The organism is Bradyrhizobium sp. CCH5-F6 (assembly GCF_001556045.1).
GTDB lineage: Bacteria > Pseudomonadota > Alphaproteobacteria > Rhizobiales > Xanthobacteraceae > Bradyrhizobium.
Genome location: NZ_LSIC01000194.1, coordinates 68,130 through 91,998 on the forward strand (window position 1 = coordinate 68,130; position 23,869 = coordinate 91,998).

The following is a 23,869-nucleotide window of genomic DNA, read 5'->3' on the forward strand; positions in this document are numbered from 1 at the left end:
GCCGGAAATATCATTCCGCTTCGGATTGGAGACAATCCATGCAATTATGACCGCTATGTCTACGATTTGGAAACAATCGCTGGGGCGAGCCCGTGGATAAGCTCGGCAGCCTGCGGGCTTTCGTGAAGGTGGTCGAAAGCGGGAGCTTTGCAGAAGCCGGCCGGCAGCTGCGGCTGTCGCGCTCGGCGATCAGCAAATACATCGCCGATCTCGAGGAGAGCCTCGGCGTCCAGCTGTTGAACCGGACCACGCGGCACGCCAGTCCGACCGAGAGCGGCCAGCGCTATTTCGAGCGCGCGGTCGTGATCCTCTCGGAAATCGAGGCCGCGGATCAGGCGGTGGCGCAGGCGCAGTCGGCGCCGCGCGGCCTGCTCCGCGTCAACGCACCGATGTCGTTCGGCACGATGCGGCTCGGGCCGGCGATCGCCGATTTCATGGCGCGTTATGGCGAGCTTCAGCTCCAGATCGTGCTCAGCGACGATCTGCTCGATCCCGTCCAGGACGGTTTCGACGTCACGCTACGCATCGCGGAATTGGAGTCCTCGAGCCTGATCGCGCGCAAGATCATGCCGGTGGCACGCATGATCTGTGGCTCGCCGGATTATCTCGCGCGTCACGGCACGCCAAAGCATCCGCAGGACCTGCGCGAGCACGCCTCGCTGACCTACGGCTTCCTGCTCACCGGCAACCAGTGGAAGCTGACCGGTGCCGACGGCGATCACTGGATCCAGCCGGCCTGGTCGCTCTGCGTCAACAATGCCGAGGTGCTGCGCGACGTCGCCATCAAGGGCAGGGGGCTGGCGCTGCTGCCCGAGTTCATCGCCGCTGGTGCCTTGCGGAAGGGCGATCTGCGTACGGTGCTGGACGACTATTCTGCGCCGCCGCTCGCGCTTTATGCGGTGTATCCGCCGACGCGGCATCTGTCGGTGAAGGTGCGGCTGTTCATCGATTTCCTGGTCGAGCGGTTTGGGAGGGAGGACGAGGGCGGTCGCCGGCGAGCCGAGGCTAACTGACCGAGCGCTGTTCGGTAGGCTGAAACAATTCGTCCAAGGCCCGCATCGACGCCTGCTGAATCTCGGCGAGCTCGCGGGCGGCATTTCGGCACTCTGGTGGGGACATCGCCGGTGCTGCCAGCTCGACGTCGCGGCAGCGATCGAACAGGCGGACCAGCCCGAGCGCGCTGGCGGCGCTGCCGAGCTGGTGCGCGGATCGCGCAAGCTGCCTGCGATCGCCGATCGCTGCTGCCTTTTCGATGCCCTCGATGAGTGTTTCGCTCGTCTTTCCGAGCAAATGATGCAGTTTTGCGATTTGCGCCGCGCCGAGCAGCTCCCGCTGGTCGTCGAGAAAGTGCCGGTCGATCAATTCGCCGGTCGCGAGTTGCGCGGCTGCCGGCTGTTCGCCGGGATCGTCCTCGATCGCCTTGCGCAGCGCGTTGATCAGGATCGGCTTGCTGACGACCTTGGCGATGCCTGCGCCTGCGAGCCGCTCGCGGGCGCTCCGCGATACGTCGGCGGTCACGGCAATCATGCGCGGCATCTTGCGAAGGCCGAGCTTGCCGATCCGCGAGGCCGCCTCCACGCCGTCCATGTCCGGCATGTGCAGATCCATCAGGATGACGTCGAACGCCTGATCCCGCGCCAGCGAGACGGCCGATCCGCCGTCCCTGGCGATCGCGACGCGATGGCCGAGCCGCTTCAGGATCGCTTCGCCGACCTCGCAATTGACGGGGTCGTCGTCGACCAGCAGCACGCGGAGCTGGCGCTGGGGTGGCGGCAGCACACCTTGCGCGATGCCGTTTCGGGCAAGGCCAAGCGGCACTTCGAGCGTGAACGTGCTGCCCGCGCCCGGCATGCTGGCAACCGTCAGCTCGCCGCGCATCAGGCGGGTGAGGCGGCGCGCGATCGCCAGGCCAAGGCCGGTGCCGCCGAACCGCCGCGCGATGCTGTCGTCGGCCTGGACGAAATCCTCGAATATCCGCTCGTGCAGCTCGGGCGCGATGCCGATGCCGGTGTCGCGAACACTGATGCGCAGCAGGACGTGATCGTCGCGCCGTTCGGCCGCCGCGCTCAAGCCGATGCCGCCGCTGGGCGTGAACTTGATCGCGTTGCCGATCAGATTGAGCAGGACGCGATTGAGGCGCACCGGATCGCCATGCACGGCGGTGTCGACCGTCGCATCGCAGGCGAGATCGAAGGTCAATCCCTTGTCGACGGCCTGTGGCCGCATCAGGTCGGCAGCGGCTCCGATGAGCTGGTCGAGACGAAAGTCGCGCGTCTCCAGCATCTCCGTGCTGGCTTCCAGACGGGCATATTCCAGCACCGCATCGACCAGCGCGATCAGCGTTTCTCCCGATGCCGCGGCGGTGGCGAGGTGGCGGTGCTGGGCCTCGCTGAGGCTACCGTCGTCCAGCAATTGCAGTACGCCCATGACGCCGTTCAGCGGCGTGCGCAGCTCGTGGCTGACGACGGCAAGGAAGCGCGACTTGGTTTCGTTGGCGGCGACGGCCGCGCGGCGCGCGCGCTCGGCGGCCTCGTGCTCGGCGAGCGCCTGATCGCGCGCCTTCTCGAGCTCGGAGGTGCGCTCGATCACCTTGCGCTCGAGCGTGGCGTAGGACTCGCGCAAGTGAGCGGCCATCCGATTGAACTGGTCGCCGAGCGCCTCCAGCTCGTCACCGGTCTTGATCGCGAGCCGCGAGCTGAGATCGCCGCTGCCGATCCGCCGCGCCCCCTGCGTCAGGATCTGGATCGGCACGGTCATGCGCCGGCTGAGGAAGAGGGAGACCAGCACCGCGCAGGCCAGCAGGATGACGAGGAGAAACGTCGAGCGGCCGATCGATGCATAGATCGGCGCGTAGGCTTCGGCCAGCGGCAGCTCGACGAACACCAGCCAGCCGAGCGAGGGCACCGTCGCATAGGTCGACAGTACGCGCTGGCCGGACAGATCCTCCTTGACGAGACCGCCCGAGGGCGGCCCGATGCCGTCGAGCGCGGCGCGAACGTCCGCTTGCCCCGAAAGATTGCTTTGCTGCAGCGCCCGCCACAGATCGGGATGCGCGATCAAGACCCCCATGCGGTCGACGACATAGGCCTTGCCGGTGTTGCCGACCCTGATTCCGGCCACCAGATCCCAAATGAAGCGCAGATTGACCTCGGCGACGATCACATCGGGCGAATGGCCGGTGCCGCGCGTGGCAAGCGTCATGAATGGTTCGGTGTCGCCGAAGAAATAGACGGGACCGTAATAGGCCCGGCTGTCATTGGCACCGCGGAAGGCGGGCGAGGCAGAGAGATCGGTCTTGCTGCCGACCCTGTCGGCGACGCGGCGCGACACGCGCACCTGCTCGCGGCCTTGCGCGTCGAGCTGGGCGATTTCCGCGATCGCAGGCGAAAGGCGCAGCAGGCGGATCGCATTCAGACGCTCGTCCTCGTTGGTCGACAGCTCGGGCGGCAGGCGCGCGAGCCATCTGATCTGGTTTTCGATCTGGCCGATGAACTGGCCGATCTGAATGGCCGCGGAGGCCGCCTGCTCGCGCTGCGTCGCCGCCAGCAGCTGCTTCTGCTCGCGATAGGAGAACCAGACGTCGAAGCCGGTATTGATCGCTAGCGCGGCGAAGGCGAGGGCGACGATCGAGTAGAGATACTTCCTGAACAGCCGGCCGGGAGGCGTCCGCAGATGTCCCTGGTCGGCCGTTTCGTTCACTCGCGGATCTCGTCGGCGCGCGCAAGCAGCGTGAACGGGATCGTCAAGCCGAGCGTGCGGGCGACGGTGCGGTTGATCAGCAGCTCGTACTTGCGCGGCGATTGCACCGGAAGATCGCCGGCCTTGGTGCCGCGCAGGATCAGATCGACATAATCGGCCGAGCGCACTTCGAGCGTCGGCCCGTAGCTCATCAACCCGCCGGCATCCATGAAGTAATGGAATGGATAGATCGTGGGCACGCGATACTTTGCGGCCGCCGCAACGACGGCCTGCCGGTTGACGACGAGGAAGCTGTCGACCAGCGCAATCATCGCCCCCTTCGGCTGTTCGGCGAAGCGCCTGAGGGCCTCGTCAATGTCCGCAGGCGCGTCGACCGGGACGGGGACGACGGACACGCCGCACTCGGCCGCCTCCTGCTCGATCGAGTCCAGGAAGAAGCGTCCCCCCCGAGGTGTGGTCGAGGGGTTGTACAGGGCGCCCACGCGGGCAATATCCGGCACGGCCTCACGGACGAGTTGAAGCCATTTGCCGCCCATCTCGGCGGTGCTGCTGGTGAAACCCGTCACGTTGCCGCCGGGATGGGCAAGGCTTTCGACGAAGCCGTTGCCGACGGGATCATTGGCGGTCGCGAACACGATCGGAATGGTCTTGGTGGCGGCCAGAACCGCCGCGGTTTCGATCGTCGACCCCGTCAGGATCACGTCCGGCTTGAGCGCCAGCAATTCCTGAATTGCCGCCTTCATCCGGTCCGGCGCGCCGAAGCTCGAACGGAGCTCGAGGCGGAAGTTGACGCCTTCGACCCAGCCGCGCTGCCTCAAGCCGACGATGAGGCCGCCAAGACGGGAAGTTGCGCTGTTGATCAGGTTCCGTCTGGTCAACTCGTCGTCGAGCGGCAACGCGGTCAGCGAGGCGACGATCCGCATCCGGTCCGGCGTCGCGCCGAGCGCGATCCATCCCGCGGCGGTTGCGGTCGCAAGACGAAGGACATCGCGACGGGCAACCGCCGGCACAGTGTGGGCACGAGCGGGCCGCTCGATCATGAAATACTTCGCAAAACTTTCCCCGGGCGGTTGCATAACGCGAAAGGCCGGTGACCACAATTGAGGAAAAAATGCGCTTGTGAATGTTCATTCGCAGCGTTTGGCAGCCCGATACCGTATTCCTCTGCTGCCAAAGAGTCGCTGTTTCGAGCTTTGTCTTCGCGTGCCGCTTTGTAACGCCTTGTGGCGTTGCAACAATTTCAGTCCGGTTGAGCTTGCGGTTCGGGGAAGCCGATTTCGGTGCTGCTGATTTTTGAAGCGTTGTTTCAGGTTTGTTTCGAAGGTTCTCGATGCGCAAAATCTATCTCGTTCCGGCCCTCGTCGGCCTGCTCACCGTCGTTGCAGTCGGGCCACTCGCAGCCCAGGGGGCCGTGCCGAAGCAGAAGGCTGCGCCTGCACCCAAAGCCAGCGCAGCGGGGACACCGGCCGCCGCCGGCGCGACATCGGCGGCCGCGGCCGAGGCACCTGCCGCCGACGACAAGGGCAAGGCGATCGACGGCTTCCGCTCCGCCAAGTTCGGCATGAACGAGGCCGACGTCCGCGCGGCGATGGCCAGGGATTTCAACGCCAAGCCCGATGCCATCAAGGCGCAGGACAACGCGTCCGAGCTGACACGCAGCATCCTGCTGTCCGTTCCGGACCTGCTGCCGAACGGCGGCACCGCCGAGCTCTCCTACGTGTTCGGCTACAAGTCCAAGTCGCTGATCCAGGTCGGCGCCGTCTGGTCGAAGGGGACCGACGCGGCGATGACGCCGGAGAAGCTGTTCTCCAACGCCAACATCCTGCGCGCCCATTTCCTCAGCGAAGGATTCAAGCCCGACTCCATCGCGGTCAACATGCCCGTCAACGGCGGCATCGTGATGTTCCGCGGCAGCGATGCCAAGGATCGCTCGGTGATCCTGCTGCTCCAGGGCACGTTCGAGACCAAGGAGAACAACCGCGTGCTGACCCCGACCAGCCTTTTGCTGTTCTACGTCGCCGACGCCAAGAGCCCCGACATCTTCAAGCTTCCGCCCGGCCAGTTCTGATGCCGGACGATCGCGACATTCTCCCACCCGGTCGTGGATCGGCGCCAATGCCGATGAAGAGGATCTGAAATGCGCGGACCATCTGCGAAGCGAGACAATGGCGAACGCGGCTTGCGCGGGCTTGCGCATTTCCGTTCGATGTCGCTGCTCTGCGCGATGCAGATGGTCTTCCTGCCGGTTTACAGCGTTCGCGTTCAGGCACAGACGGCGAACGTCATCGTTCCGGACGGCCGCACCGGGACCTCCTTGCAGACCTCCGGCAGCGTCACCAACGTCACGACCTCGACGGTTTCGGGCAACAACGCCTTCAACTCGTTCTCGCAGTTCAGCGTCGGGCAGGGCAACACCGTCAATCTGCAACTGCCGACCGGCACGCAAAATCTCGTCAACATCGTTCGCGACGCCCCGGTCTACGTCAACGGCACACTGAACTCGTACATGAACGGCGCGATCGGCGGTAACGTCTATTTCGCCGATCCCAAGGGCTTCGTGGTCGGCCGCAGCGGCGTGGTCAATGTCGGCAGCCTCAACGTCTCGACGCCGACGCGCGAGTTCACCGACAGCCTGATCGGCCCCGGTGGGGCGATCAACGGCACGGCCGTCGGTAACCTGATGGCGGGCTCGTTCCCGGTCTCGCCTGACGGCAACATCCGCATCTACGGCCGGGTCAACGCCCAGGACGGCGTGCGCCTGACCGGGCAGAACGTCTATGTCGGCGGCGCCAGCCAGCGCGACATCGCCAATCTCGACCATGCCGCGAAATTCGCGGCCTCCGTCAACTCCAAGGGCCTGCGTAGCGCCAGCGCCATCACAGTGCGCAACGGCTCGATCCATATCGGCGCGGTCAACAATGCCCGGGTCAACGGACATCTGACTGCGCGCAGCCAGACCGCGACGCCGAGCAACATCACGGTGCAGGCCGGCAACAACATCGAGATCGGCAAGAGCGCCAGGCTCAACATCGCCAGCACGATCGGCAACACGGGCGAGATCCGCCTGAAGGCGGCCCAGAACCTCACCGTGGCGGGCGGCGCCAAGTTCAACGCCAGCGCGAAGACCGGAAATGCCGGCCTCGTCGATTTCAGCGCCAATGGCGTCATCGACGTCGGCCGCGGCGTTGCTGTCAACGTGGCCGCGCCGAACGGCAAGGCCGGCACGCTGCTGTTCGATCCGATTGACCTTGTCGTTGGCGATGCCAGCCAGGGCGATACCGGCGTGACGCTGTCGAACAGCTCGATCGCGAATGCGCTCGCCGGGCTCAGCGCCGGCGCCGACTACCTGATCCAGGCGGACAATTCGATCACGCTCGCCGCGCATGCGATGATCGATGCCCGCCGTCTCGATAGCTCCGGCCATTCGACCGGCAACGCCAACAACGTCATCATCGACGCGCCGAACATCGCGATCATGAACGGCGCGCAGATCCTGGCCCAGTCAGTCAACTTCGGCGGCACCACCTACACCAGCGGCAACGTCACGCTGAGGGCGACGGCGAGCGACACCAAGCTGTCGGGCCAGGCGACCGCCGCGACGTCCATCACGGTCGACGGCACGATCACCGGCCGTGACATCTCGATCGGCGCGACCTCGACGGCGTCGTCCAGCTTTACGAGCTCGGTCCCTGGCCTCTTTACGCTGGTGGGCACCACGCTCGCGGCCTCGATGCTCGGCATCAACGGCGGCTACGTGGCCGCGAGCGCCAGCGCTACGGTCAATATCAACGGCAACGCCAACATCAACGGCACCGGCAACGTCTCCATCGCCTCGCATGGTTCGGAGACGGCGCAGGATCCGTCGATTGCGAGCACCTTGATCGGCGGCTCGCCGATCGGTGCCGCCGCTGTCGTCGGCAAGATCGACGGCAATGTCAGCACCAATGTTGCCTCCGGCGCCACGATCAGCGCAGGCGGCAGCCTCGGCATCCACGCCATCAACGATGCAACGTTGGCCGTCACCGCGGTCGCAGCGACCTCCAGCGCGCAATTCGTCGAGACGGTGGCCTATTCCACCGGCTCGGTCTCGACCACGGCCAACGTTGCGACCGGCGCGAACCTTGCCGTCGGCACCGTGAATGCATCCGGCAACTCGCTGACGGTGCGGGCGATCAACAACAACTCGTTCTCGACCGGCGCGACGTCGATTGCGCTGAGCACGCCGACTGCCAGCGGTGGAGTTGGCGGAGCACTCGCGATCAGCGACGTGACCACGTCCGCAAACGCGACGCTCGGCTCGTCGCTGGGCACCAGCGCGTCGTCGCGGATGAACGGCTCCGTTCTGGTCGAGGCGACTTCGAACACGACGAGCAACTCGACCATGGCGTCGACCATTGTCGGTACGCCGGCCTTGGTCGGCGCGATCCAGCAGTTCTTGGTCTCCAGCCCCAGCCTGACGGGGATGATGGCTCAGCAGATGGTCTCGCTGATGCCGGTGAACTTCAATTTCAAGGCCGCCGGTGCGCTGTCGCTGGCCAACAGCACTGAAAACGCGACGGCATCGATCGGCCAGAATCCGAGCGGCGGCGCGCCCAGCCTTTATGTCAGCGGCAACGTCGCGGTCGTCAGCACCCTCATCGATCGGGGCGTGCGCAGCAATGCGACGGCTTCCGCGATCACCAAGGACGTCACCAGCGGTGAGGGCGTCGCGATCAGCGCGGCGGTCGCCTGGGGCAATTTCAACCACAATTCCAACGCCTATATCGGCAGCGGCGCCACCGTCAACGCGGCCAACATCGCCGTTGAGGCCACCACCTCGATGCCGATCACCAATACCTGGCTGAAGTGGGACGGACTGACCGAGGTCCTCGGCCATCTCAACGGCAATCTCGGCGTTGGCGGCAACATCCTGACGAGCTATGCCAACGCTACGGCCGACGCTGGCGACGTGATCGGCCTCGCCGGCTCGATGAACCATTTCGTCGTCAACAACAACACGACGGCCTGGGTGGCCGGCAGCGCCAGTCTGACCGCGACTTGCACCACCGCGGCCTGCGGCAGCAGCTGGTCCGCGACGGTAAACAACGGTGACGTCCACACCTACGACGCCAGCATCCAGATCGCGGCGACCACGACCACGGCCTCGATCGACGCCGCCGGCAATGTCGGCACGCTCGGCTTCCTGCCCGGTAACACGTCGGGCGGCTCTTCGGTCGGCGGCGCGCTCAATCTCGTCCAGTTCAACACCAGCACCATCGCCGGCATTTCCGACCGCGCGACGGTGCGGGCGGCGGACGACATCGCCGTCACCGCGATCACGTCGGACCAATTCGTCGCGGTCGCTCCGTCGTCCGGCAAGGCTGCCGGCGCGCTGGCGCTGAACGGCATCACCTCGCTCGGATTCCTGAACAACACGACGCACGCGTCGATCTCGAGTCAGGCCACCGTCTATGCCCCGACCGTCGGCATCCTCGCCCAGCAGGATCTGTCGGTCGTGACGCTGTCCGGCGCGATGAACTACAATGGAAGCGGCGGTTCAGCGGTTGGATTGTCCGTCGTCTATCTCGGCGCAAATACCGATACGTCTGCCTATATCGGCGACAACCATTCCGATATCCGGCCCGGCGTATTCAGCTCCAACGATCCGTTTGCCGGCAACAGCGGCGGAAGCGGGGCGGTCAACGTCGACAATCTCGCGATCAGCGCGACCACCTCCGGACGTATCACCGCGGCCGCCGTCGCGGCATCGGTCTCGGAGCCGGCGTCGTCGAGTTTCTCCGACAAGGCGGACGCTGCCGGCGCGGCCTCGACCGGAGGGACCGCCGGGGTGGCGACGGCCGCGAGCAAGATCGGTTCGACCTCGGGATCGAGCACCAGCGGCTTCAGCATCGATCTTGCCGGGAGTTCGTCCGTGAGTGACGTCTCGCTCGGCACCAGCGCCTATATCAGGAACACGACGGTCAACAAGTACACAACGACTGGCGCCGTGCTGACGAGTACGCTCGTTCAAGCGCTCAACGACACCATCCTCAGCAACGGCTCCGGCTCCGCGGCGTTCAATCTCGCCGGAGCGTCCGCCCAGGGCGCTGCGATCGGTGGCGCTATCGCGGTGGCGATGTCCAACAACGCGACACTCGCCTATGTCTACGGCACCACCATGAACAATCAGAGTTCGGTGACCGTGCAGGCGCTCAACGGCGGCTCGGAGACCGTCGTCGCCATCGGCGTGGCAGGATCGAAATCCAATGCTGCGTCGTTGTCGGCCTCCGTGGGCATCATCACGGACAGCGCCAACGCCTATATCGAGAGTTCGACGATCACGGGCCAGTCCACGGGCGTCAATCGCTCGCTGGAGGTCGATGCCTACCAGACGACGAACATCGCGATCGGCGGTGGTTCGCTCTACGTATCGGGTGGCCAGGCCGGCGTCGGCATCGGGCTGACCTATGCGTCGGTTGCCGATCCCACGGGTGGCAATGCGACCGACGCGCATATCCGCAGCACGTCGATTTCGAACTACGACACTCTGCTGGTGATGTCCGACAGCGCCAGTGTGATTGCGGCCGGTGCGGCCTCGGGCGGGGCGGGGTCCAACGGGCTCGCCGGCGCGATCGTCGTCAGCGAGATCACGCCGACCACGACGGCCTATATCAGCAGCGGCGCAACGGTGACCATCAACGTTGGACGCGTGACGGTGCTGGCAGACAGCGGCGCCGTGTCGGCGCTGGACACGGCGCTCGGCAACCTCGTCAAGAAGTCTAACAACAACCGTCTCGCCTCGGACACCTGTACGGTCGCGGGCGGCACGGGCGGGCAGAACTGCATCGACTTCGGCGCGGCGGCGCTCAACGACGGCACCGGCAACGGTCCGGGCGCCAGCATCATCTCCGTTGCTGGCCTCATCCAGGCCGGCAAGAACAATGTCGGCGCCTCGATCGTCTACAACACGATCGCAACGACGCATTCGGCCTATATCGCCAACGTCCTGATGTCGGCTGGCAGCAGCGGCAATGTCAGTGTGAGCGCGGTCGATTCCTCGAAGATCCAGTCGGTGACGATCGGCTTCGGCCTTGCGACCGGACAGTTCGCCGGCGTCGGCGGCACCACGATCAGCAGCATCGCCAACACCGTTTCGGCTGCCATCGGCAACAACCAGTCCAGCGCGTCGCAATCTTCCGTCACGGCCAACAACATTTCGGTCAATGCGACCGACAATTCCAGCATCACCGGAACGGCCGCGGTCGCGGGCGCCTCGACGCAAGGAAGCGCCGCGGGCCTGGCGCTGGTCTACAGCAGCATCGCCAACAATGTCAGTGCAGGGGTCACGGGCTCCAAGCTCACTGCTTCGGGCAACGTCGCGGTCGGTGCGAACTCGAACGCCAGCATCTACACCGTCGCCGTCGGTATCGCGATGTCGTCGCAGGTCGGACTGGCCGGTTCGGTCGCCACCAACCTGATGGGGACCAACGTCACCGCCAGCATCACCGCCGCCGGCACCAATGGCGTCAACGGCGCGGACGTCACCGCCACCAACAATGTCGGCGTGATCGCCGGCAACAACGACAAGGCGGCGGTGTTCGCGGGCGCGGTGTCGATCAGCAAGGGCGCTGCCGGCGGCGCCGGCTCGCTGGTGACGAACCGGATCACCGGGGCCACCGCCGCCTTTATCAGCGGCGCGAACACCAAGGTCGATGCGCTCGGGACCAGCTCGACCAACACGCTGTCGGTCAACAACGGCACGCTGGTGCATGCCTTCGACCTCGGCACCGCCCACGCGCCGAGCGACGCTACGCCCGATCTCTCCGAGAACCAGGACACCGTGCGCGGCCTTGCCGTGGTGGCCAGCTCGCACCAGGCGGTCGTGACCAATGTCGCCTCGCTGGCCGCGAGCAGCGGCATCGCCATCATGATCAACCCGATCACCAACGTGATGAGCGGGGCGACGCGGGCCTATATCGACAGCGCGGCGATCGACACGCGCCTGACCTCTTCGACGCTGGCGCCGCAGATCGTGGTCGCGGCGTCGAGCTTCTCCTATTCAGGCGCGTTCGGCGCCGGTATCGTGCCGCCCACCGGCAATGGCGGCGGCGGTGCGACCGTCATCAGCACCACGATGCAGCGCGGCACGTTCGCCTATATCACCAATGCCACGGTCGGCGGCGTGCAGTCGTCGAGCCCGACGGTCGGTGCCGTGACCGTGAAAGCCAATGCCGAGCAGGATGCGTCCTCGATCGCCGTGGGCTTCAACACCGGTTCGGTCGGGCTGAACGTCTTCCAGGCGACGACGGAAGCCTATGTCGATGGCGGCGCGCTGACGGCCGCGTCGCTGACGGTGAACGCCAACAACAACACCGGCATCTTCTCCGCGAACGGCTCCGGCGCCTATGGCAGCCAGGCCGCGATCGGCGCGGCCTTCCTGGTGCAGGTCTCTTCGAACCGGACCCTGGCCTATGTCGGCGACGAGTTCCACTATCAGGGCAACGGCGCCGCGCACACGACCGCGCTCAATTTGAGCGGCGCGCTCGACGTCGAGGCCAAGACCAAGAACCGTTTCGAGGCCTATGCGATCGGCGGCGCGCTCTCGACCGGAACGGCCGCGATCGCGGGCATGGCGAATATCGAGGTCGCCAACAACACCACGATCGCCGGCGTCTACGACACCACGCTGCAGGGGGTGACGGGCGGTACGGCCGGTGCGGTGACGATCAACGCCAACGAGGACGTGGCGATCAAGGAAATCGCCGGCGCGCTCGCGGTCGGCGCCAGCGGGGCAGGGGTCGGCGTCGGCGCCGCCGCCAACGTCATCGCGTTCAAGAGCCAGACCATCGCGGAGAGCCGCAACAGCAATCTGAACTCCTCCGGCGCGATCAACGTCAACGCGCTCAGCACCAAGGAGGTGCTGTCCTACGCGGTGACCGCCGGGATCGGCGGCAGCGTCGGCATCGGAGCGACCGTCGGCGTCATCATCATCGGCACCAACACCGCCGATCCGGACACGCAGGGGCAGCAGACCGGCCAGCTCAATCAGGGCGGCAACGGCACGATTGCGGCGGTGAACGCGAGGACCAGCACCACGCAAGGCAGCGGTGCGGTCGCGAGCGGCACCGCCGGCAATCCCAACAGTGCCAACGTGACGTCGACCTACAACGTCAGCGACGTTCTCACCGGCGGCAATGACGGAGTCACCGCGCAAATCGCGGGCGGCAACGTCACGGGCACGCAGGTCAATGTCGCCGCGACCAGCGCCAACGCAGCCAAGATGTATCTGCTCGGCGCCGGCTTTGCCAAGAATGTCGGTATCGGTGCGGGGATCGGCTACACCAGCGTCAACAGCAGCGTGCTCGCCAATCTGAGCGCGATCGTTTCCGCGCCCTCGGTGACCGTTGCGGCGGTCGTCAAGGATGCCAGCACCGGACCTTATGGCGGCAAGACCATCGACACCGAGGCGATCGCTGGCGGCGCGGCGCTTTACTTCGGCGCGCAGGCCGCCGTTGCGGTCGGCAATGTCGCCAATACCGTGACGGCTCAGCTCGGCGGCCAGATCACCGGTACGGGCGGTACCGGCGTCGCCGTCATGGCGCAGGACTCCTCGACCCAGGTCGTCTTCACGGGCGGCGTCACCGGCGGTGCCGCCGCGGTCGGCGCTTCGGTCGCCACGGCGGGACGGTCGAGCTCGGTCGCGGCCAAGGTTCTGGACGACGCCACGGTCAATGTCTCGACGCTGGCGGTCGGCGCGTCCGGCGCCGGCAGATTGTCCACAACGGCGACGGCGCTCGGCGGCGGTATCCTCGCCGGCGTCGGAGCGGATGCGGAGGCTCACGAGAATTCGAACGTGACCGCCGAGATCGGCTCTGGTTCCTCGATCACGACATCCGCGACCGGTGTCGGCACGCTGGTGACTGCGTCGATCATGCCCAATCTCTCGAGCGAAGCGATCGGCGTCTCGGTCGGCGGCGGCGCGGTCGGCGTCGCCATCGCGAAGTCCACGGTCGGAGCCACGGTCACGGCGGATGTCGGCAACGACGTCACCTTCTCGGGCGGGGCGTTGGCCGTGACCGCCATGGCGCTGGTTCCGAGCGGCGGCACGACGACTTGGGCCAAGGCGCTCGCCGGTGGCGGCGGCTCGCTGATCGGCGCGCAGGGCAGCTACGCGAAGGCCTCCCAGAACGCGACCGTCAGCGCTTATGGCGGAACGGGGATCGAGCTTCCGAACGCCGATGTGGTCATCGCGGCCCAGAACGACAGCGCCCAATACGCCGAGGCGACCGGCCTCTCGACCGGTTTCCTGGCCCTGGGTGCGACCGTCGCGGAGACCTCGTCGAGTGCGCACACCTACGCCTATCTGGGCGCGCCCGCGGACATGGATAACCTCAATCACGCCAACTACACCGGCATCCTCGAGATCACGGCGACCGGTACGGATGCCAATGTTTCCAATGCGACGGTCGGCGCGGGCGGCACCTATGCCGGCGCGGCGGCGGTTGCCACGACCGCCTCCACCGCCGTGACCAATGCGCGGTTCGACGGCGGCACGACGGACGACACGCTCTATTTCGGCGGCCTCAAAATAGAAGCAAAGCACACCACCAATTATGCCGCGAGTGGCGACGCCTACCAGGCGTCGACGGCCGGTGTCTCCGCCGGCAGAGCAAAGAACGACGTCAACTCGACCACCACGGCCGAGATCGGAACGCATCTGATCATCAATTCGGCTGGTGGCGATATGGTCGTCATCTCCAACGACATCGTCGACCAGGCCGGTGGCGGCGCGCGTTCAGGCTCCGGGGGATCGTTCTCCGGGGCCGCTGCGCTCAGCGGCTCCGATGTCACCCAGACCGTCACCACCAATATCGGCGCCGGCACGATCCTGAGCCTCAACGCCGATCCGCGGACATCGACGGGGGTGATCAACATCGAGGCCTACAACACGCTGAACACCAGGGACACGGCGAGTCTCGCCACGGCCAGCTTCTTCGCCGGCGGCGGCGCCGAATCCAACATGACGGCGAACGCCACGCTCGCGGTGAACATCAATGCCCGCGAGCTGTTCAGCGCCGGCAAGATCTATGTCGGTACGGCGGCGACGATGGCGGCCTCCAACAATGCCAATGCCAGCCTCTATGGCGCGATCGCCGGCGTCGGCGCCAGCACCAACAGCTGGGTCCACGCGGACCAGTCCGTCAATGTCGGCAGCGGCACGACGATCGAGGCCTGGCGCGACATCAACATCTTTGCCGGCATGTCGGGCGATACCATCACCTTCAGCAGCGTGCAGGCGACCGCGACCACGGTCGTCTACAACAACACAGTCATTCCGATCTCGACGCTCTACCGCGGCACGGCCAATGCCGGCGACACCACCAGCCTGACGCTCGCCGACGGCTCGCGGGTGCTCGGTGTACGAGACATCTATCTGGGTGCAACTCAGGGGCAGGTCACCGCCTCCGGCAACGGCAGCAATTACAATCCGTATCTGGACATCTTCAGCGCCAAGAACAGCGACAACCACAGCCACACCAGCGGAACCGGCGATGTCGCGCTCAACGGCCTGGTGGTGGCGGGCATCAACAACGACGTGATCATCACGATCGATCTCGGTGCAAGCGCGCCGACCTTGAGCACGACGAGCCCGTACTCTTCGCTGTCATCCACCCTCGAATACGTCTCGGACGTCGATCACTTCAGCCCGGTGAAGAGCTGGAACCACCAGACGGTCCAGTACACCGTCGTCGGCGGATTCAATCCCTACCAGAGCGTCGTCAACCAGCTCGTCACGCTGACCGGCCTGACCGAGACGCAAGTCCGGACCGCGCTCGCGGTGCGGACGCCGACGCCCACGATGTCGCCGTCCGGCGCCGATCCGACCGGCGACATCCAGCGTCAGATCAATGCGCTGATCCAGCAGGCACCATATACGTCCGACGCCGCCGGCAACGCCTTCGCGTTCGGCGACATGCTGGTGTCCGCCGGCAATGTCTCGATCCTCGCGCAGAAGCTAAGCGGAAACAGCGACGCCGGCCACGGGGCACCGGCCGTGATCGCGCGCGGCTCGCCGATGATCAAGGTCGAGAACCGGGGCCTCGACTTCATCGACTTTGCGAACCTCACGGTCACCAATGTGACCGGTGGAAACATCAACTACCGCCAGATCGACCATGTCGACCCGGACTCGCACTCCAATGTGACGTTCACCGCAACGCCGAGCGCGACGCCGATCATCGACATCTCCGCCACCTACAACCGCGTAGATCCCGGCAGTGGCCTGGGCGTCGACGGGAACGGCAACCAGCTGACCCGCACGCCGGACATCTATTTCGACGGCGTCGTCACCAACGAGAACGGCCTGCTCAAGATCACCAACCAGCTCGGCAGCATCGTCGCGTCGCAGTCGCTCAACGCCGCGACCGTCCAGATGGTGGCGCCCAACGGCTCGTTCGTCTTCCTCGGCGGTATCGGCAGCTTCTACACCTCCAACCACGACGTCGTCTCGCAATGGGCGGGTGTCCAGTACAAGCCGGCCGACAACGACACGCTGACGGCGGTGATGGCGGCGGCGACCTATCTCGGCGCCTATGGCGACTATGCGACCAGCCCGCATATCGGAGCAGGCGGCAATCACCCGTATTTCTATTACTGCTGCGTCGACGGGAATACCGGCGTTCAGCAAACGGCCGCCAACAGCACGATCTTCACCGCGCGCATGCTGATGACGTACTACGACGGCCTGTCGCTCTATTCGGCGATCTTCCTGCCGATGGGATCCGGTGCTCCCGGCAGCGGCAATCCCAACGCGGGCAGCGTGGGGAGCGTGGCCACGCTCTCTGCGATGGAGGGGCCGACGGTCCAGACCATCTCGACGGCGCCGTGGGAGCGGAATACCTATACCGACCAGGGCGTCTTCAGCAACACTACGCACGACACAGTCGTAACGAACCCTGACGGCTCAACCTCGACCCACACGGAAACGTATTACTCACCGTTCAATTGCTCGGGATGCTCGGCCTACTTCCAGGTCGTCAATATCCAGAATGACGTGATCACGCCGAGAACCGCGGCCTCGAACTCGTCTTCGAACTGGAGCTCGACCACGCCCTCCGGGTACCAAACGCCGGCGAACGCGCCCTTCATCCTCGGCCAGGCGATCATCATCTCGGCGGGGGTCATCAACGTCAACGGCCTCATTCAGAGCGGTACGAGCAGCAACTACTCGGTCGACATCGGCAGCGGGGCGTTGTCCGCCATCAACGACCTCAAGGGCAACAGCTCGGCCTTCGCCCAGGCCCAGACCAATGCGCGGAACGGCAGTTATTACGACATCACGGCCGCTGCGACGACGCAGGTCGCCGGCGATCTCAAGATCGGGGTGAAGTACAACGCGCTCACCGACCAGATCATCGTGAACGGCGTGGTGCAGGGCTCCGGCGGCTACGTCTATCTGAACGGCAAGATCATCTCGACCTCGACCGAAAACGGCGTCTCTCAGGGCACCATCGCGGTCAAAGGCGGCGCCGGCACGATCACCGTCAACAATACGACCGGGCTCCAGCTCGTCACCAACACCATCAATACCGGCGTCAGCGCGCCCAGCGTGATCCAGATCGTCGATCAGCTCAAGCAGCAGACGACGTGGTACGTCTACAATCCCTCCGCTGCGGGCGGCCAGCAGGTCTCGACGTATCAGACGAGTGGCGTCAATGCGAGCGCGTACACCGCCTCGATGCTGAGCGGCCTCAGCGGCACGGCAAACATACAGTACGCGCCGCAGGCGAACATGTATTACCAGTGGGTCGACACGGCGACGCTCGATCGTCCTGTGACCAGCACGCAGTTCGACTATGGCTGGCACTACACGCCGAATCCGGCGACCGGGGAGAACTGGACCCGCACCATCAGCCTGGTTTCGAACGTGATGGAGGCCACCGGCGGTGGCGGCAATACCGGCAATCTCCAGACCGCCAACTTCCAGGAAGTCATCACTGCGACCGGTTCGTATCACAATGCCGGCGGCAACACCCATCCGGAGAAGTGCTGCGGCGCCGATGCCCAATTCAACTGGTATCAGCAGATCTACGATCACCTGACCCTGACGTTGACCAATACGGTCAAGGCGTCGAACCCGATCAACATCCAGTTTAGCGGCGGCGGCAGCAGCACCGTCAATGTCAGCTCGAACTCCGGTATCGTCGTCAATGGCCCGATCAACAACCTTTCGGGTGACACGACGGTCACGGCCACCGGCGTCAATTCGGCGATTACGTCCGGTCCGAGCGCCAATAATCCGATGATCTCGGGCAAGAACGTGACGCTGTCCGCGCCTGGCGGCATCGGTACGCTCGGCACGAACGGTGTTCCCGTGCAGGTTCAGGTCTATGGCGGCAGCCTGACCGCCAACTCCGTCGACCACGACATTGCGATCGCGGCGATCGGATCGCTGTCGATCAACCAGGTGAAGGTGAGCCCGACCGTCGCGGGCAACGCCCCGCAGGGCAGCGTCTTCCTCTCGGCCAACGGCGACATCAACTCGGCGGCCGCTTACGACGTCGCCACGCCCGTCGTGATCGGCAAGAACGTCGAGATCAATTCCACCGCCGGCGCGATCGGCGCGACGAGCGCGGTCGTCAACGGCGCGTCCACCCTGACCAACATCAATCCGCTGGTGATCCAGGCGACGGGAACGATTTTGGCCGGCGGCAGCGTCGAGGGCGGCGTTCTCGACAGCGCCTCGGCCACCGGCACCTACATCGTCCAGTCGAAGGGTGATCTGCGCCTTGGCACGGTCCAGTCGACCAGCGGGCCGGTGTTCCTCGAGGCAGCCGGCTCCGACGGCAACCAGGCCAGCATCCTGAATGGCCGGGCGGCGGTGGGTCTCACCCAGGCGCAGAGCCAGCATCTCCAGGACGTCTGGGCCAGCCTCGACCTGCTCAGCGGCAATGCCGCCACCAACGCCGTCAACAGCTACCAGTCGATGGTGACCTCGGCCTACAACGACTATTTCCAGCTCAAGAACATCGCATTCCAGAACGGCAGCACCTACAATCCGACCTCGGTGGGGCTGACGGTGCTGCGGGCGCAGGTGGCGGCCAAGCTGGGCATCGATCCCGCAAATGTCACGACCACGCAGATGGAGGCCGAGGCCACGACGCGGTTCCTCCGGGACCAGTTCCTGCTCGGCAAGATCACCACCGACGAACTCAAGAGCTCGCTGACGACATTGCTCGGTAGCGCCCCGGCAGATCCGCTGGGCACCCTGTTCGGCAGTTCGCTGTCGACGACCCTGTTCACGAAGCTGTTCGACGGCGTTTCGACGGCCAACCAGCGCTTGCCGAGCAACGCGGCGCTGCAGACGGCGCTGAACGCCTACAATGCGAACTACAGCTACACGCTCGCATCGACCGAGCGGGTCTACGGCATCATCACCGCGGGCGCGCAGTGGACACAGAGCCAACTCGCCTACACGGTTTCGTCGTCGGCAGTCGGCGCGGCACCGCCGCCGATCGACGAGAACGTCGTGGCCAATGTCAGCGCCAACCAGATCATGCTCTACGCGCCGCGCGGCTCGGTCGGCAATTCGGCGGCGCCCCAGACCTTCACCTTCACCAGCGTCGATTCCTCGTCGCTGACGCCGGAGCAGAGGGGCTTGCTCGCCACGGCCGGCCCCGGCCAGCTCACCGTCGGCGCGGTCACGGATCCGACCACCCACGTCACGACCTATACGGTCAGCCTGTCGCAGCAGAACCTCGTCGTCGTCGACAACCCGATCGCGATCTCGGCCAAGGCGCTGACGAATATTTATCTCGGCAGCAAAAACAGCCTCGCGCTCGGCGGCATCACCGCGAATTACGGGCCGATCACGGCGGCCCGGGCCAACGGCATCGAGGTGACCGGCCGCGGCGATGTCAAGCTCGACGCCGTCACCAGCATCTCCGCCGCCGCCGGCGTGACCGGTGTGCCCGTGATATCCGGCGACATCGGCAACCTGACGCTGATCGCCGAGCACGGCAATATTGGTGCCCCAGGCACTGCCGGAAGCGATCCCGCGGCCAACGCGAACGCGATTCAGATCGCCTTCGCCGACCCCGCCAACGACCAGCTCGACCAGGTCTCGTCCGCGCAGGGCATCTACGTGAAGCAGACCACCGGCGATCTCATCCTCGGCAACATCTCCGCCGGAAATGCGATCCAGCTCGCCGCCACCGGCAGCATCTACGCCGAAGCCGGCTTCACGGACCGCACGGCGATCCACATCCTCGGCACCGATCTCGATCTGCGCGCCGGCGGCGATATCGGCTTCAACGGCTCCGTCTTCCAGCCGCTGCAGCTGAACATCTCCGGCACGATGACGGGCTCGGCGGTCGGCGACCTCAGCATCCTCGCCGTCACCGGCGACCTCGCGGTCGGCGCCAGCGGTACTTTTGGGACGCTCAGGGCCGGCGGCGCCCTGACGCTGAACGTTGCGCGTGGCGCGCTCACCATCAATGCCGACATCAGCAGCGGCGGCCTGATGCAGTTGCTCGCCGACCGCGGCATGACCTTCGCGGCCGGTACCAGCGCGGCACCGGTGACTGCGACCAGCAGCTCCAATGGCGTCACGCTGGTCGCCGCGACGCTGTCGATGGGCGCCTATTCCGCCATCAACGCGGCCGGATCGATCTCGGTGACCACCACGGGCGATGCGACGATCGGCCAGCTGAATTCGTCGCAATCCTACGCGGCGGCCTCGAACGCCCCCTCGATCGTCGTCACCGCCGGCGGTGTCGCCTCGCTCGGAGCGATCGTCGACAATGGCGACGGCCAGACCAGGTTCGTCGCCTCCGGCGCGGGCGCCGAAGTGGCGCTGAGCGCCTCGAACGGCATCGGCAGCGCGGCGAGCCGGTTCATTCTCAGCGCGCCGCGGCTGTCGGCGAGCACGAGCGCCGGCGACATCTACGTCAAGGTCCTGACCGACACCGAGGCGAGCTTGCTGTCGGCGGTGAAGGGCAGCGTCGACATCATCGGCATCGGCGGCTTGATGCTGCACCAGGTGCTGGCGGGGACGGGGACCGGCGCGAGCGGCAGCTTCAGCGCGGTCGCGAACAATGGCAGCATCATCATCGGCACCGCCGACAGCAGCGGCTCGCAGACGGTCCATGCCACCCAGAACGTGACGTTCAACTCGCTGGCGACCACCGGCAACGCCGGCGACGCCGGCAGCATCGACGTCACCGCCGATGGCGGCTTCATCCTGGCGCAGACGGTGTTGTCAGGCGGCGCGACCACGCTTGGCTCGGTCTCGGCCAGTGGCTCGGCGAGGCTGATCGCGGCGGGGTGTATAAGAGACAGCGGCAACGCCGTGCTGCAAGGCACCGTCGTTCATTGGGACAATCTCAATGCCGGCGGCTCGCTCGGCATCACCGCGACGACGGGGGCGATTACGCTCGGCACTGCCATCAGCGGTGGCACGCAGACGCTGCACGCAGTGAACGACATCGTCTTCACCCAGCTCACGACCACAGGCATCCCAGGCGATGCCGGCGATATCGACTTGCGCTCCGATCTGGGCGCAATCCGCGGCGGATCGATCGCCGCCAATGGTGACACCCGCTTCGCGTCGGCGGGCTCGGTCTCGCTCGACCGCATCAGGGGCAATATCGTCAAGCTGACCTCGCCGGGCGACCTGACCATCGGCTGGGTTAGCGTCGTGAAAGAGCTTGACCTCGCGGCTGACACGATCAACGTCAGGGGCGAGCAGGTCCGCTCGACGCCGCAGATCCCGCTGATCATGAACGTCACCGGTTATAATGGCGGCGTCGCGAAGTCTGCCAACGTCTCGATCGATCCAGAGCACATCATCATCAACCAGTTCAGGGTGGTGGATGCGACCTTCTGGACCGATGCGCCTGCCGTCTCGATCATCAACGGCTACGTTCCGGGCCAGCTGATGCTGACCACCGCGAACGCGCAGGTGCTGCTCGACAACCGCACGCCGGCGCCGTCCAGCTGGCCCGCGCTCCAGCTCTACCAGCCGGACGGCGTGTTCACGATGAGCCAGATCGGCAATGCCAATGTCAGCAACGCCTATGTGGTGTTCTACACCGGCAACATCTCGGCGACCGTCACCAATTATGGGCCGACCCACACCTGCTGCTACGACTTCACCGGCGCCAGCATGGTGCGCAACATCTCGGTCGACGGCGAGGGTAATCAGAGCATCGAGACCTGGCTCGCGAAGAAGGACGGCGGGACGTTCTACGTGCTTGGCCTCTCCGGCCAGGCGCGGCTCGACGCACTGCTGACGCCGCGAGCGGTCGAGACCATCGGGGCCGGCCCGGCCGTCAACATCGAGGGGCTCAGCGACATGCGCAAGCTGCGCCAGAAGGGGCAGCGTGCGGGACGTGCGGGCTGGAAGGATGCGGCGATCGAGACGACGGCGCCGGCTGTAGGCCGTCTCGCACAGGCCTGGTGATCGGATGCGGGTCCTGAGGGCAGTATTGGCGGTGGGGCTGGCAGCGTCCTGCGTCGTGCCCGCGCGTGCGCAGTCGATCAATCCCGGCGTGATCCAGAACGACATCGACCGGCAGCGACGGCAGCTCGAGCAGCAGAGCGCGCCGCCCAAGCTCACCGGGCCGGCGGTGATCGGCGGCGAGCGGGAAAAGTCCCAGCTGCTGAAGCCGGGCGGGCCGAAATTCCGCCTGCGCAAGATCACGTTCGACGAATCCAAATTCATCACGCCGGCGGAGCTCGACGAGATCGCGAAGAAGTATGTCGGCAAGGATGTCGACATCGCCGCGCTGTTGCAGCTCGTCGCCGACATCAACGCCATCTATGCCGAGCGCGGGATCGTCACCGGCATCGCGACGCTGCCGGAGCAGGACGCCAAGGGCGGGGTGGTGAAGGTCAAGCTGACCGAAGGACGGCTCCAGAAGACGACGGTCGAGGGCAACAAGCAGACCCGCACCGACTATATCCTCGATCGCGTGAAGGAGCCCGAAGGCGAGGTCCTGGACGTTCCCAAGCTCAATCGCGACGTGATCTGGTTCAACCGCACCAACGACGTGCAGATCAAGGCATTGCTCCAGCCCGGCACGAGCTTCGGCCTGACCGACCTCCAGTTCGCCGTGATCGAGCCGCCGGTCGACACCTGGCAGGTCTTCGTCGACAACCAGGGCGTGGAGAACACCGGCCGCTGGGAAGGCGGCACCTTCTACAAGCGCCACGGCCTGTTCGGCGTCGACGACCGCCTGACCCTTTACGGCGTCCGCTCCGACGGCAATCTCAACGGCAACGCTGCCTACAGCATTCCGGTCAATCCCTGGGGCGGCCGCGTCGGCGTCAGCTACACCGAGGGCAAAATCAAGATCATCCAGGGTCCCTTCGTCGCGCTCGACGTCACCGGACGCTCCAGCCAGGCCGCGGTGAATTTCAGCCAGCCGGTCTGGGTGACGCAGGACTGGCTGGTGCTGGTCAACGCCGCCTTGACCGAGGGCAAGACGGTGAGCCGCTTCGCCACGATCGCCGTTACCAACGATCATTACGACAGGGCCACCGCCGGCGTCTCGGTGACGAAATCCGGCAACGCCTATTCGATCACGGTCTCGCCCGCCGTGAACTACATCGAATGGAAAGACCACGTGCTGGGCAACGACCGCACGTTCAACACCTATACCGGCTCCTTGATCGCAACCAGCGCCGCGGGCCCCGCGAACTTCAGCGCCAACGTGCTGGCGAGCTGGCAGTACACCCAGGAAAAGCTGCTGCCCGGCGACCAGATCTTCTCGATCGGCGGCCCCACCACCGTGCGCGGTTATCCCTCCAACTCGGCCTCCGGCGACAGCGGCTATTATTTCAACGCCGAGCTGCACTACAACTGGTCGCAATGGCTGAAGGGTTTCGACACCTATATCTTCACCGATTGGGGCGCGGTGTATTCGACCTTCCCGGGCGTGACTGAGCTTGCCTCGGTCGGCGTCGGCTTCTCCTGGACCTACGCGCCCTTCATGACGTTCGAGGCCAATTACGCGACGCCGCTGAAGATGGCGGTCTCGACCCAGAACCATTACGAGGCCTATGGCCGCATCATCTTGCGGCCTTTGTTGATGTTCCAGAAGGAAAGCCCAGCGCCGGTGGCGGCGGTGGCCGGCAGAAGCAAGTCGTAGCCGCGGGTCGCTCCGCACTCTCCGCAGTCATTGCGAGG

Annotated in this window: 6 protein-coding genes; 4 read left to right on the top strand and 2 right to left on the bottom strand. The window is 65.6% G+C overall.

Features of this window, described 5'->3' with window-relative positions; translation table 11 throughout:
• Window positions 1–92 precede the first annotated feature (92 nt).
• Window positions 93–1,013 (top strand): LysR family transcriptional regulator, encoded by a 921-nt coding sequence (locus AX729_RS33845; protein ID WP_061028563.1) that lies wholly within the window; start codon window positions 93–95, stop codon window positions 1,011–1,013.
• Here AX729_RS33845 and AX729_RS33850 read toward each other — a convergent pair.
• A complete protein-coding gene (locus tag AX729_RS33850) occupies window positions 1,006–3,699 on the bottom strand; it encodes a hybrid sensor histidine kinase/response regulator (RefSeq protein WP_061028564.1) in 2,694 nt (897 codons plus the stop codon). The genes AX729_RS33845 and AX729_RS33850 overlap by 8 nt on opposite strands.
• Window positions 3,696–4,739, bottom strand: coding sequence for an ABC transporter substrate-binding protein (locus tag AX729_RS33855; protein ID WP_061028615.1), 1,044 nt, complete (start codon window positions 4,737–4,739; stop codon window positions 3,696–3,698). The genes AX729_RS33850 and AX729_RS33855 overlap by 4 nt, the downstream gene beginning before the upstream one ends.
• A 290-nt stretch (window positions 4,740–5,029) precedes the next feature.
• On the opposite strand from AX729_RS33855, the gene AX729_RS33860 reads away from it, so the two are divergent.
• The 3 genes from AX729_RS33860 to AX729_RS33870 all read left to right on the top strand — a co-directional run bounded on the left by AX729_RS33860 (window position 5,030) and on the right by AX729_RS33870 (window position 23,831).
• On the top strand, window positions 5,030–5,767 hold the full coding sequence (locus AX729_RS33860) for a hypothetical protein (RefSeq protein WP_061028566.1): 738 nt from the start codon (window positions 5,030–5,032) through the stop codon (window positions 5,765–5,767).
• Window positions 5,768–5,836: 69 nt separating this feature from the next.
• Window positions 5,837–22,141, top strand: a complete 16,305-nt coding sequence (locus AX729_RS33865) for a leukotoxin LktA family filamentous adhesin (protein ID WP_061028568.1) — start codon at window positions 5,837–5,839, stop codon at window positions 22,139–22,141.
• 4 nt (window positions 22,142–22,145) lie between these two features.
• Window positions 22,146–23,831, top strand: coding sequence for a ShlB/FhaC/HecB family hemolysin secretion/activation protein (locus AX729_RS33870; RefSeq protein WP_061028570.1), 1,686 nt, complete (start codon window positions 22,146–22,148; stop codon window positions 23,829–23,831).
• The last annotated feature ends 38 nt before the right edge of the window (window positions 23,832–23,869 follow it).